11 protein-coding genes and 1 tRNA gene are annotated in these 13,360 nt (G+C 62.2%); 6 read left to right on the top strand and 6 right to left on the bottom strand.

All coding sequences use genetic code 11. The features are described 5' to 3' along the window. Positions 1–35: 35 nt before the first annotated feature. Positions 36–1,499: a betaine-aldehyde dehydrogenase gene (gene betB, locus LB559_RS11785; protein ID WP_013532682.1), complete on the top strand. Its 1,464-nt coding sequence runs from the start codon at positions 36–38 to the stop codon at positions 1,497–1,499. A gap of 8 nt (positions 1,500–1,507) precedes the next feature. On the opposite strand, the gene LB559_RS11780 is transcribed toward betB, so the two are convergent. Both LB559_RS11780 and LB559_RS11775 read right to left on the bottom strand, forming a co-directional pair. After that, entirely contained in the window at positions 1,508–3,748 is a 2,241-nt protein-coding gene (locus tag LB559_RS11780; RefSeq protein ID WP_224674113.1) for a mannose-1-phosphate guanylyltransferase/mannose-6-phosphate isomerase, read from the bottom strand. A gap of 11 nt (positions 3,749–3,759) precedes the next feature. Next, positions 3,760–5,280, bottom strand: a complete 1,521-nt coding sequence (locus tag LB559_RS11775) for a phosphomannomutase/phosphoglucomutase (RefSeq protein ID WP_224674112.1) — start codon at positions 5,278–5,280, stop codon at positions 3,760–3,762. Positions 5,281–5,481: 201 nt separating this feature from the next. Between LB559_RS11775 and LB559_RS11770 the strand changes: the two genes are divergently transcribed. From LB559_RS11770 to LB559_RS11750, 5 genes are all read left to right on the top strand, one after another. Next, positions 5,482–5,558: transfer RNA gene (locus LB559_RS11770), tRNA-Pro, on the top strand. A gap of 522 nt (positions 5,559–6,080) precedes the next feature. Then, on the top strand, positions 6,081–6,371 hold the full coding sequence (locus tag LB559_RS11765; RefSeq protein WP_224674111.1) for a hypothetical protein: 291 nt from the start codon (positions 6,081–6,083) through the stop codon (positions 6,369–6,371). Between the two features lie 207 nt (positions 6,372–6,578). Continuing rightward, on the top strand, positions 6,579–6,794 hold the full coding sequence (locus LB559_RS11760; RefSeq protein WP_024503705.1) for a hypothetical protein: 216 nt from the start codon (positions 6,579–6,581) through the stop codon (positions 6,792–6,794). 6 nt (positions 6,795–6,800) lie between these two features. Then, a complete protein-coding gene (locus LB559_RS11755; protein ID WP_224674110.1) occupies positions 6,801–7,241 on the top strand; it encodes a hypothetical protein in 441 nt (146 codons plus the stop codon). 222 nt (positions 7,242–7,463) lie between these two features. Beyond that, complete coding sequence (locus LB559_RS11750) at positions 7,464–7,808, top strand: hypothetical protein (protein ID WP_013532688.1); 345 nt, start codon at positions 7,464–7,466, stop codon at positions 7,806–7,808. Positions 7,809–7,841: 33 nt separating this feature from the next. Here LB559_RS11750 and LB559_RS11745 read toward each other — a convergent pair whose 3' ends face one another. The 4 genes from LB559_RS11745 to LB559_RS11730 form a co-directional block, all read right to left on the bottom strand. Then, a complete protein-coding gene (locus tag LB559_RS11745; protein ID WP_013532689.1) occupies positions 7,842–9,461 on the bottom strand; it encodes an ABC transporter ATP-binding protein in 1,620 nt (539 codons plus the stop codon). Positions 9,462–9,508: 47 nt separating this feature from the next. Next, positions 9,509–10,633 carry an ABC transporter permease gene (locus tag LB559_RS11740; RefSeq protein WP_013532690.1) on the bottom strand — a complete coding sequence of 375 codons (1,125 nt, stop codon included), beginning with the start codon at positions 10,631–10,633 and terminating at the stop codon, positions 9,509–9,511. Next, on the bottom strand, positions 10,626–11,549 hold the full coding sequence (locus LB559_RS11735; RefSeq protein WP_127367381.1) for an ABC transporter permease subunit: 924 nt from the start codon (positions 11,547–11,549) through the stop codon (positions 10,626–10,628). Before LB559_RS11735 ends, LB559_RS11740 begins: the two co-directional genes overlap by 8 nt. Before the next feature lie 164 nt (positions 11,550–11,713). Further along, on the bottom strand, positions 11,714–13,306 hold the full coding sequence (locus tag LB559_RS11730) for a peptide ABC transporter substrate-binding protein (RefSeq protein ID WP_013532692.1): 1,593 nt from the start codon (positions 13,304–13,306) through the stop codon (positions 11,714–11,716). Positions 13,307–13,360 lie beyond the last annotated feature (54 nt).

Raw genomic sequence — 13,360 nt, 5'->3', positions numbered from 1 at the left:
ATCCGCATGCCGCGAAAGACAATCTGGAGACTTCCATGCGCGCTCAGCCCACGGCATCGCACTATGTCAACGGACGCTACATCGAGGACGAAGGCGGCGCCCCGCTGCCGGTCATCTATCCGGCAACCGGCGAGACCATCGCCATGCTGCGTTCGGCAACGCCGAACGTGCTGGAACTCGCCGTCGAGGCCGCGCGGGCGGCGCAGCCCGCCTGGGCGCGGCTGAAGCCGGTCGAGCGCGGGCGCATCCTGCGCCGCGCCGCCGACATATTGCGCGCCCGCAACGCCGACCTCGCTCGCATCGAGACGCTGGACACCGGCAAGGCGATCCAGGAAACGTTGGTGGCGGATGCGCCCTCGGCTGCGGACTGCCTTGAATATTTCGGCGGTGCCGTTGCCGCCTACAACGGCGAGTCGGTCGATCTCGGCGGACCCTTCGCCTACACAAGGCGCGAAGCGCTCGGCGTCTGTGTCGGCATCGGCGCATGGAACTACCCGATCCAGATCGCCGGCTGGAAATCGGCACCGGCGCTCGCCATGGGCAATGCCATGGTGTTCAAGCCGTCGGAAAACACGCCGCTGTCGGCGCTGGCACTGGCCGAGATCTACAGCGAAGCGGGGCTACCCGACGGCTTGTTCAACGTTGTGCAGGGCTATGGCGATGTCGGCGCCGGGCTTGTCGGCCACGATGTCGTCGCCAAGGTCTCGGTGACCGGTTCGGTGCCGACCGGCCGCAAGGTGCTGTCGCTTGCCGGCTCGAAGATGAAGCACGCGACGATGGAACTCGGGGGCAAGTCGCCGCTGATCGTGTTCGACGATGCCGACATCGAGAACGCCATTGGCGGCGCCATGCTCGGCAATTTCTATTCGACCGGACAGATCTGCTCCAACGGCACGCGCGTCTTCGTGCAGAGCGGCATCCACGACCGCTTTGTCGACCGTCTGATAGAGCGGACCAAGAAAATCCGCATCGGCGACCCGCTCGATCCCGAAACCCAGATGGGACCGCTGGTCTCCAAGGCGCAGCACGACAAGGTGGCCGGCTATATCGAGATCGGCAAGCAGGATGGAGCGACGCTTGCTTGCGGCGGCAATGTGCCTTCGCTGCAGGGCTTTCAGGGCGGCTTCTTCGTCGAGCCGACGGTGTTCACCGGCGTGACCGATGGCATGCGCATCGCCCGTGAAGAAATTTTCGGACCAGTGATGAGCGTGTTGAAATTCGACGGCGAGGACGAGGTGATCGACCGCGCCAACGACACCGAATTCGGCCTCGCTGCCGGCGTCTTCACGCGCGACCTGCCGCGCGCCCACCGCGTCATCGCCGAACTGCAGGCCGGCACCTGCTGGATCAACGCGTATAATCTGACGCCGGTGGAAATCCCGTTCGGCGGCTTCAAACAGTCAGGCATCGGGCGTGAGAATTCACTGGCCGCACTGGCGCTCTATTCGCAGCTGAAGTCGATCTATGTCGAGACCGGGGATGTGGCGAGCCCGTACTGAGGCTGCCCTTACGCCTTCAGGTCGGCCGTGCTGTCCAGATACTGGGTCAGCGCGCAGACCAGATGATAGAAGATGCTGGCCGGAACGTCCGATGCCAGTGAGCGGCCGCGCTCGTCGATGCGGTCGATCCACAGGCCGAGCGGCGCCGGGTCGATGTGCCAGCGGAACAGCCGGCCGACGCGCGCTTCGATCTCGGGCTTCAGATCGGGGCCGCCCGAGCCATCCAGTGCGATCGCCGCCTTCACGGCTTCGGCCTGCGGCCAGCTGCGCGATATCAGGTCGAGCGGCAGGCCCTGCCGCGCCCCGGCGCCATAGGCAAGCCCGGTGGCGCGGTTGAGGCCATTGGCGATGGCCGAGGCGTAGAGTTTCCTGGCAAAGCCGCTCAACTCGGCCTGGCCGCTGCGCCCAGCGAAATCGACCAACAAAGAGGCCCATTCGAAATGGTGGCCAGGCTCGGTCCACGAGCCTTTCTCGCCGGCGGATGGTTTCCATTCGGCATCGAAATACTCGCCAAGCGTCCAGCTTTCCGGATCGAAGAAATGACTGCGGAAGAGGTCGATGATGCGCGCTGCGCGGCGCAGATGGGCGCGCTCGCCGGTCGCCTGGTGCCAGGCGAGGAAGGCCTCAAGCAGGTGCATATGCGGGTTGGAGCGGCGCTCGCCTTTGCCATCCGATGTCTCAAGGAAGCCGGTCATGCGGCTGTCTTCGAGATGCGCATCGAGAAAGGCGAAGGTTTCCTCGCCGAGGCGCAAGGCGTCGGGATTGCCAGACATATGCGCATGCGCCAGTGCCAGGAGCACGCAGGAATGATCGTAGGCATCCTCGGTGGCGTCGGCAACCGAACCGTCAACATTCAGCGTCCGAACCCAGCCGCCCTTGTCGGTGCGGCCCTTGCCGGCCATGAAGGCGATGCCGTGGCTGATCAGCCGGTCGGCCGGACCGTCCCAGCCGCGCGCCCGGGCAACGGCGAAGGCATAGACCTGCCTCGCCGTGGTGCGCATGCGCTTGGGCTTCATCAACGGCGAAGCGTCCAGGCCAAGCGCTTCGTGAAAGCCGCCATGGCGTTCGTCGACGCCCGATGTCGACCACAGCGGCAAGGTCTCCTGAAACAGCCAGTGATGCACGCGCCGCCGCCAGGCGCCGCTTTCGATGACGCGGTCATGCGCCGGCGTGAACCTGGTTTCCAGGCGACCCGATTTTTCGAGCTGCTCGACGATCTTCTTGACGTGTTGGCTGTGGCTGACCGGAGCGACGAAGGTGGCATCCGATGTCGAAACGATGGCGATGTCCTTCATGCCGATCGCCGACAGCAGGCGGCCGTCACTGCGAATGTAGGAATTCTCGCAATCGATGGCGACGACGTCGCCGATGATGACATTGCCCCGGTCGTCGGCGGGGCCGACATCGAGCAGCGACTGCCATGAGCCGAGATCGTTCCAGCGGAAGCCGGCCGGCACCATCGCGATGTCTTTTGCCCGCTCCATGATGGCGTAGTCGATCGAGTTCGACGGAATGGCGGCGTAGAGTTCTAGCGGCATGTAAAGGCCGGACAAATCCGATGTCGCTGCCTTGTAGGCTGCTTCGGTGGCCTGCCAGATATCCGGCTGGAACGCTATGAAGGCATCACGCATGGCGCTGGCGCGAAAAAGGAAGATACCGGTGTTCCAGTAGAAATTTCCGGCCTTGAGATAGCTTTGCGCAGTCGCAAGATCCGGCTTTTCGACGAAGCGCGACACGTCGAAGATGCCGCCGCTTTCGGCCGCAACCTCGATATAGCCGTAGCCGGTCTCGGGCTGTGTCGGCCTGATGCCGAACACCACCAGCCGGCCGCTACGCGCTGCTTCGGTGCCGGCTTCGACGCTCTGCCAGAACTGGCGCGGGGTCGATATCTCATGGTCCGACGGCACCACCAGCACCAGGCTGTCGCCGAACTCGGACAGTGTGCGCAGTGTCGCCAGTGCGACGGCGGCGGCTGTGTTGCGCCCGGTCGGCTCGAACAGCGGCCCGCCGCCGGCGAGGTCGAGGCCGGCAAGATCGGCGTGAACGCGGTCGGCATGGCGCTCCGCGGCAATCAGGAAGATCGGCGTTTCGCCTTCCGGCCGGGCCGTCAGCCGGCGCAAGGTCTTGGCCAGCATCGAGCCGTCGCCGGACAGATCGTGGAACTGCTTGGGATTGTCCTCGCGCGACAGCGGCCACAACCGCGAGCCGACGCCACCGCTCATGACAAAACTGACAATCCGCTCGGTCATTCAACCACCATTCAAAAGGTCTGGTTGTAGGCGCCCACCTCGGGGCTGCGGCGCAGCACGGTGTCGACAGCCTCGAACATCTCCCGTCGACGCTGCGACGACACCGGGCTTTCGACGACCACGACCAGTTCCGGCTTGTTCGACGAGGCGCGCACCAGTCCCCAGGTGCCGTCTTCGGCGACAACGCGCGCACCGTTGACGGTGATGAGGTCGGCGATCTTCTGGCCCGCAAAAACCGTTCCATCCCGCTTCATGGCCTGAAAGTCGGCAACCACCCGCTCGACAACGCCATACTTCACATCGTCCGCGCAGTGCGACGACATGGTCGGCGTGCCGAAGGTCAGCGGCAGCGCGCGGTAGAGATCGGCCATCGAACTGCCGGGGCTGCGGTCCAGCATCTGGCAGATGGCGATGGCGGTGACCAGCCCATCGTCATAACCCCGCCCGACTGGCGGGTTGAAGAAGAAATGGCCCGACTTTTCGAAACCGGCGACGGCGCCAAGCTCGGCGACGCGGCGCTTGATGTAGGAGTGGCCGGTCTTCCAGTAGTCAGTGACGGCGCTGTTGGCGCGCAGCACGCTGTCTGTGTTGAACAGGCCGGTCGACTTGACGTCTACGACGAAGGTCGAGCCCGGATGCTGGCTGGAGATATCGCGCGCCAGCATCACACCGACCTTGTCAGCAAAAATCTCATTGCCCTCATTGTCGACGACGCCGCAGCGGTCGCCGTCACCGTCGAAGCCAAGGCCGACATCGGCTCCAGTCTCAAGCACCTTGTCCCTGATGGCATGCAGCATCTGCATATCCTCGGGATTGGGATTGTAGCGCGGAAAGGTGTGGTCGAGTTCGACATCGAGCGGGATGACCTCGCAGCCGATGCGCTGCAGCGCTTGCGGCGCGAAGGCGCCGGCGGTGCCGTTGCCGCAGGCGGCGACCACTTTCAGCTTTCGGGTGATGCGCTTGTCCTTGGTCAGATCGTCGAGATAAGTAGCGCGAAAATCGCGAACGAAATCGTAGGAGCCGCCGCCGACGAGATCGAAATCGCCGGCCAGTACAATCTGCTTCAGCGCGCTCATCTCTTCCGGCCCGAAAGTCAGCGGCCGCGCCGCACCCATCTTGACGCCGGTCCAGCCATTCTCGTTGTGCGAGGCGGTGACCATAGCGACCGAAGGCACGTCCAGTGCGAACTGGGCGAAATAGGCCATCGGCGACAACGCCAGTCCGATGTCCCTCACCCGAGCGCCTGCAGCCATCAAACCGGACACCAGCGCCAGCTTGATGCCAAGCGAATAGGAGCGGAAATCGTGCCCGGTGACGATATCGGGACCGGCACCGACACGGCGGATCAGCGTGCCAAGCCCCATTCCGAGCGCCTGGACGCCAATCAGATTGAGCTCCGGCAGTTGCGCGGAGCCGGGATGGCCAAACCACCAGCGCGCATCATATTCTCGAAAGCCGGATGGCTTGATCAGCGCTTCGGTTTCGAACTCGAAACTGTTGGGCCGGGCGTCGCCAACGATGCTGAAGGACAAGACTGGAAAACTCCGAGTGGCGGAAATTACGAGTTGTCGAGGACTGCGGCTTAGCACAGAAGGCTTTAAGCCACGTTTATCCCAGGAGGGAATCCGAGCCTTTCGGGCTATGCTCGACGAAAGCCGATGAAATGCGACAGAAGTGCTGCCATGCCGCTTGCAGGAACGAAGTGTGGCGGCTATAAGCCCGCGGTCTGGTCACGGAGTGTAGCGCAGCCTGGTAGCGCACCTCGTTCGGGACGAGGGGGTCGCAGGTTCAAATCCTGCCACTCCGACCAGAAAAAACAAAGAGTTAGCGCATCCCGACTTCGGCGCTCCACCTGCCCCTCAAGCGAGATTACTCGCGTCTCCCCGCCGGCCGACAGCGATGCCTGTTGCACTGGACAGCAACCAGACGGTCTCAACCGGCCGCCTGATGCCTTCGTGCGTGCGCTCGCGACAGATTCCGGAAAACATCTCAACTGGTACGCGCGTCCGGCTAGCGGAGGCCAAAAAAGCTCAAGATCGCTATCACGATGACCACAGCTCCAACGAGCCAAATGATATTGTTCATGATCTCTCTCCTGTTGCCTGGGGGAAGCCCGCGCCTCTTGCGGAGAACGCGGGCCGACCAGTCTTTGCCGACTGATCCGCAGCAGACACCAAATCGTAATCCCGGCTGCGAGAAATAAAACCATCAGGCACGTCTAATGTTCCGTCGTTGACGAGATCCGGCGGTGACAGTGAACGTTCGGGCCGATGCCGGACCACCGGAACCAAAGCGATCAGGGGCAGTTAATCCAGAAAACGGAGAAATTGCAATGAAAACAATGATCATGTGCGCGTTGGCGCTTTCCATTGGACTGCCCGTCGTGGCTTCGGCAGCCGAAGCCGATGTGGTTGTTAGAACCCATCATCGACATCACGGCAGCGTCAAGATCATCAACGAAGAGGGTCAGCGCTTGCACCACCGCCGCCATGGTACTGTGGCGTTCTACGACCATGGGCGCCGGCATCATCACCGCGATACCGTTGTCGTGACAGGTTCCGTCTCCACCCATCGCCACCACCATCGGCACCATCCCGTGGTGATCGAGAACGACGGGTACTGACCACAGATCTCCGGCCCGATTCTTGAAGGAATCGGGCCACGAGAGGCCCTTTGATCATGCTTTTGGCAGCACCGTCGGCAAGACAATTGCCCCTAGCCAGACTTAGGTCTGACCCCTGCCCGACCGAAGTCCAGGTTGGAAACGCATGCGCTTGCCCCAAATTCGGGGTGGCGGGCAAAAATGATCGATGAAACCAAGAGCAGCAGCATGTCGAACCGTGAGACCAAACGATCCGATGCCCTGAGCACGCGAGTAACAGAGATCAAGGCCAGGATGCAGCAAGCCCAGATTACCGAAGACGAGATGAAGACCTTCCAGAAGGTCGCGGCCATCATGGAGGGCGGCGAGGGCCGAATCGAGGTTGACGACCTGATTGCCGCGTCATTCCTCACCGACACACTGCTGAACAGCCCGAAGCGTTAAGCGACCATGCCGACGATTAGCAGACTTTTTGATTCCCACGCCGATGCGACGCGGGTCGCTAGCGACCTGGTGGCGGCCGGAATTCCTCGCGTACAGATCGCGATCATCGGGCCTTACAATGACGGGGCAGGATCTGTTTGGGTTTCCGCTTTGGGATCGGTACTGGGCGCTGCTGCCGGCGGGTTGGCATGTCTGAGCGCCGTTGCGGCAGTTGGCATCAATCCTGTTGCTGCGAGCGTATTGCCAACAGCCGTGGCTGGCGCGGTCTGTGGCGGCGTTGCCGGCGGTCTGTTTGGAACATTCGCCCTGCACGCCATGAAGGCGGATGATCAGGACGTGGCCGAGGGCGTCGTCCTGGTGACGGCGCATGTCGATGAAAATGACGCCGAGATCGCTCAGACAGTGCTCGGCGGTCCCCCGTCGACGTTGGTGGCCGAAGCAGCTTAGGAAAGCCGCCTCGACGTCGCCGGAACCGGCACTCTCCGTTTGCCAGCGATTGAACTCCACACCCGGCAGATAGCAATTCAGACTGGGGATGTTCCTGCCGTCGGCCGCATGGCCGAACCCTGTGGCAGGTTCCTTCGCGGCCGCATATTTTGACGAAAAGGCCCGTCGGCTCTAGGGTCGATTGACCTGATGGAATGAGTGAAACGGCGGGCCGAGTGCGACATGAATTTGAATTCAACCACAGCCCCGCCCTTGATTCTTGTGATGACGCTGGTTCTCGTCGCTGGCTGTTCATCGCTCGGCAGAACCGTCGATCCAGCGAAATACGATTCAATGACGTGCACCGACCTCAACAGCGCGATGGGAGACGTCGCCCGTGACATCTCGCAAACGGCAATCACGCGCGGCAAGGTCGCCAACACCAATGTTCCACGCTGGCTGCTCGGCGGCTCACGCGTGAAGACCGCGGTAGCCAACCGTGAAACAGCCAGGATCGACCGGCTTAAGCAGCAACAGGATGCCATTGCCGCCGTGCGAGCGCGCAAGTGCCAGAGGTCCGCGAATTGAGCGGACAGCCAACGCCTCCGTGCAGAGCCCGGTTCAGGCGCTCAGGCGAAATCGCGTCACGTCGATCGCGGCGGCCATCAGCGTCTGTGTGTAGGCGTGCTGCGGATTGCTGAAGATCGCCTCGGTCGGCCCTTCCTCGACGATCTTGCCCTGTTTCATGACGATGATGTAGTCGGCCATGGCGCGCACGACCGACAGATCGTGGCTGATGAAGAGATAGGACAATTCGTGGTCCGCCTGCAGCTTGCGCAGCAGTTCGACGATCTGTTTCTGCACAGAGCGATCGAGCGCCGAAGTCGGCTCATCCAATACCACCAGCCTGGGCTTCAGGATCATGGCGCGGGCAATGGCGATGCGCTGCCGCTGACCGCCGGAGAATTCGTGCGGGTAGCGGTTGCGGGCGTTGGGGTCGAGGCCGACCTCGCGCAATGCCTCGACCGCGCGTTGATCACGCTGCTTGCCCGAAAGGTCAGGCTCATGCACCAGAAGTCCTTCGGTGATGACCTGGCCGACAGTCATGCGCGGCGACAACGAGCCGAACGGGTCCTGGAAGACGAGCTGCATCTGGCGCCGCAGCGGCCGCATCGCCTGCCGGTCGGCTTGGGAAATGTCGCGATCGCCGAAACGGATGAGCCCGTCACTCGGCAACAGCCGCAGCAAGGCGCGGCCAAGCGTCGATTTGCCCGAGCCGGATTCACCAACGATGCCGATGGTCTGGTTGCGCTGCAGCCGGATCGAGATGTGATCGACTGCACGCAGCATCAGCGGTTCGCCAGCAAGAAACCCGCCGCCGATCCTGAACGTCACTTCGACATTCCTGCCTTCGAGCAGCACTGGGGCGTTGGCGGGCGGCGGCGCCTTGCTGCCGGTCGGCTCGGCCGCCAGCAGCATTTTCGTGTAGGCATGCTGTGGGTTGACGAAGATGGCCTCCGCCTCCCCCTCCTCGACAACCTCGCCCTGGCGCATGACATAGACCCGATCGGCAAAGCGGCGGACGATGCCAAGATCGTGGGTGATGAAGACGATCGCCATGCCGAGCTTGCGCTGCAATTCGGCCAGAAGCATCAGGATCTGCGCCTGTATGGTCACATCGAGCGCCGTCGTCGGCTCGTCGGCGATCAATATGTCAGGGTCGTTGGCGAGAGCCATCGCGATCATCACACGCTGGCGCTGGCCACCCGACATTTCGTGCGGATAGGATTTCATCCGCCGCTCGGGATCGGGAATATGCACCAGCCGCAGCAGTTTGAGCGCTTCTTCACGCGCCTCCGCGACATTCAGGCCCCGATGACGGCGGATCGGTTCGATCAACTGGTTGCCGATCGAATAGAGCGGATCGAGCGAAGTCATCGGCTCCTGGAAGATCATGCTGATCTTGCGGCCACGGACCTTGTTGAGCTCGGATTTGCTGAGTGTTAGAAGATTGCGGCCACGATAGTCGACGCTGCCTGTCGCTTCGCCATTCGACGCCAGCAGGCTCATCGCCGCCATCATCGTCTGGCTTTTGCCGGAGCCGGATTCGCCGACCACGGCAACGGTCTCGCCCGATTTGACATGGATGTTTATGCCCTTGACCGCCTCGACGGCGCCGTCGAGCGTGCGGAAGCGGACACGCAAATCCTTGACGCTGAGGATCGTTTCGGAAGCAGCCATCTCAGCGGTCCCCCTCTTTATCGATCCGCATCTTAGCGATCCCCATCTTAGCGATCCCTCGGGTCGAGTGCGTCGCGCAGGCCGTCGCCGACGAAGTTCAGCGCAAACAGCGTCGAGACGAGGAAGAAGGCGGGGAACAGGAGCAGCCAGTTGGCGGTGCCGATGTTCTTGGCGCCGACCGAGATCAGAACGCCCCAGCTGGTCATCGGCTCCTGCACGCCGAGGCCGAGAAACGATAGGAAGCTTTCCAGGATGATCACCTGCGGCACCAGCAGCGTCATGTAGATGACCACCGGGCCGAGCAGGTTGGGGATGACGTGGCGCAGCAGGATGCCGCGCTGGCCGACGCCCATGGCTTCCGCCGCCTGGACATATTCCTGGCGGCGGATCGACAGTGCCTGGCCGCGCACGATGCGCGCCATGTCGAGCCACAGCACGGCGCCGACGGCCAGGAACATCAGCACGAAGTTGCGGCCGAAGAACACCACCAGCATGATGACGAAGAAGATGAAGGGCAAGGAATAGAGCACGTCGACGATGCGCATCATCACCTCGTCGACCTTGCCTCCGGCAAAACCGGCAGCGGCCCCGTAGACCACGCCGATGACCACCGCCACGACGCCCGCGAGCAGGCCGATGGCCAGCGATATACGCCCGGCCATCAGCGTGCGCGACAACAGGTCCCGTCCGGTGTTGTCGGTGCCGAACAGGAAATATTGCTGCTTGATCGAGGCGCTCATCGTCACTTCGAGACCGTCCGGCGACTTGCTCTCGATCTTGGTGTCGTCAAAGGCATCGGATCGGTCAAGATAGCGGATGTTGCGATCGTCGATCGGCCTGGTCGACTTGACGGTGACGAAGACCTGGTTGCCTTCCTGCCGCCATTCCTTGATGTCGACCCGCATGCGCTTGATCGCTTCGGTGAGCGCCGTCTCGATCATGTCGGCCTTCGGATAGGCTGACAGGCTTGGCGGCATGCGCACATAGTCGGCATAAATGGTGGTGTATTGATGCGGCACGAACCACGGCCCGAACACGCTGACAACCCCGATCAGGGCAAGGTAATACAGGCTGAACATGGCGGCGCGATTGGCCTTGAGCCGCGCCCAGGCATCCCCCCAGAGCGAACGGCCGATGACGGTGGGGGCGACTGTGGCCGCGATGTCAGTCATAGCGCACCCTCGGATCGACGACCGCGTACATGACGTCGACGATCAGGTTGAAGACAATGGTAAAGATGGCGATCACCACCACCGTTCCCATCACCAGCGTGTAGTCACGATTGAGCGCGGCATCGACGAAATAGCGGCCGACGCCTGGGATGGAGAAGATCGTCTCGACGATGACCGAGCCGGTCAGCAGTGCCGCCGCCGCCGGACCGGTGAAGGAGACGATCGGCAGGATGGCGCCGCGCAAAGCATGCTTGACCACCACCGACCAGTCGGACAGGCCCAGCGCGCGCGCCGTGCGGATGTGGTGGGACCGCAAGGATTCGATCATCGAGCCACGCATCAGCCGGGCGACGATGGCGATCTGCGGCAGGGCGAGCGTCAGCACCGGACCGACCTTGTTGATGAAAGCGCCATCGCCCCACCCACCGATCGGCAGCAGCCTCCAGGTCAGCCCGAACAGGAGTTGGATCACCGGCGCGATGACGAAGGTTGGGATGGTGCTGCCGGCCGTCGCCAGCGCGATCACCGTATAGTCGCCAAGCTTGTTCTGATTGAGCGCCGCAATGGTGCCGAGCACGGAACCGAGCAGCAGCGCCAGGACAAGCGCCGAGGCGCCGAGCTGGACCGAAATCGGCAGCCCCTTGGCGAACAGTTCCGAGACGGTGAAATCCGGCATGTTGTAGCTCGGACCGAAATTGCCGCGCAACAGATTGCCGAGATAGTGGACGAATTGCAGCCAGAGCGGGTCGTTGAGGCCGAACTGGGCTTCGAGATTGGCCCTGATCTCGGGACTGAGCCCCCGCTCCTGGTTGAATGGACCGCCCGGCGCGACGCGCATCAGGAAAAACGCCATTGTCACGATGACGAACAGCGTTGGAATGGCGGTCAGAAGCCGCCGTAATACGTATCGCAGCATCGGTGCCCCGCTTGATCCAGAGCCGCGCGCGTCCAGTTGGACGGCCGCGCTCCAGCTTTCAAATCTTCGCACCGACATTTGCCGAAATCGAATTCCGGTACCCGGGCCGATGCGATGGCAAACCATCGCCACCGCGCCTGGAGGGCGCGGTGGCTTGGCCAGGGTTAGTCCTTGCTGACGAAGCGCGACGGATGCACGTCCATCACGTTGTCGACGAAGCCATGCAGCTTCGAGGAGACGATATCGTGGTAGCTGTAATAGAGGAGCGGTATCTGGCCGACGTCGTCGACCAGGATGCGTTCGGCGTCGGCCAGTTCCTTCATGCGCTGTTCGGGGTTGCCGCCGGCGGCGGCCGCCTTGTCCATGGCCGCTTCATAGGCCGGGCTGTTGTAGTCCGAATAATTGTTGCCGCTGGCTTTGCGCGAGATGCCGAGGAAGGTTTCCGGATCCTTGTAATCGGCGATCCAGGCGGCACGTGCCAGATCATAGTTGCCCTTCTGCTCGAGGAAGGAGTAGTGGGTCTTGGTGTCGGTGTTGAGCAGCGTGACGTCGACGCCAAGCGGCTTCAGCTGTTCCTGGATCGCCACCGCAGTGTTCTTGTGGTTTTCCGACGTGTTATAGCGGATTTCCATCTTCAGCGGCTTTTCGGGCGTATAGCCGAGTTTCTCGAGGATCTTCTTGGCCGCATCCTCGCGGTCGATCTGCGGCATGTCCGCATATTTGGCCATTGCCGGCGTGTAGCCTTCGATGCCGGGAGGCACCATCGAATAGCCGGGTAGCATCGAGTTCTGCCAGACTTTTTCGGCGAGGAAGTCGCGGTCGATCGCCATCGAGATGGCATTGCGCAGCTCTACATTATCCCACGGCGCCTTGTCGGTCTTGATCGCATAATAATAGGTGCCGAGATACGGTCCAACGTGGATCTGGTCGCCAAACTTGGTCTTGAGATCGGCGAGCTGTTCAGTCGGAAGGTCGTCGTAGCTGTCCAGTTCGCCTGCCTCGAAGCGCTTCATCGCCGAAGAGCGGTCCTCGGTCGGGATGTAGTTGACGACGTCGAACTTGACGGTCGCCGCATCCCAGAATTTCGGGTTCTTGACCAGCTTCATATGATCGTTGGGAACCCATTCGGCCAGCGTATAGGCGCCGTTCGAAACGAGATTGCCGGGCTTGATCCAATCGGCGCCGAGCTTTTCGATGGAGGCCTTGCTCACCGGATAGGTCGCCTGGTGGGTCAGCATCTCCAGGAAGTAGGGCGTCGGCGCCTTCAGCGTGACCTCCAGCGTATTTGCGTCAATCGCCTTGACGCCCATGTCCTCAGGCTTGCCCTTCTTGGTGTTGACGTCCTCCGCACCCTTTACCGGATACAGCATCGAGGCGTATTCGGCGCCGGTCGCCGGATCCTCCAGCCGGTGGAAGGCATAGACGAAATCGTCAGCCGTAACCGGGCTGCCATCCGACCACATGCCGTCCTTGCGCAGCTTGAACGTATAGACGGTTCCGTCGTCCGAAACCGTCCAGCTCTCGGCGGCACCAGGAATGAGATTGGCCTTCTGGTCCTGCATGACCAAGCCCTGGAACAGGTCGCGCAGGACATTGGCTTCGTAAACCGTCGAGGTCTTGTGCGGATCGACCGACTCCGATTCAGCGGCGGTGCCCCTGTTATAGACGGTCTCGGCAAAGGCCTGCGTGTAGAACGTCCCGGCGGCCAGCGTCATCGTCGTGGCGAACACAGTCGCCTTCAGCATGTTTTTCAGCATGAAGTTCTCCCTGTCGGCGCCGCCGTTGGCGCGCCTATTAAGTGTTGACGCCCT

This window comes from Mesorhizobium sp. BR1-1-3, from assembly GCF_020165455.1.
GTDB lineage: Bacteria > Pseudomonadota > Alphaproteobacteria > Rhizobiales > Rhizobiaceae > Mesorhizobium > Mesorhizobium ciceri.
The sequence above is the reverse complement of the archived record's forward strand: the minus strand, read 5'-3'. Positions and strand labels throughout refer to the sequence as shown.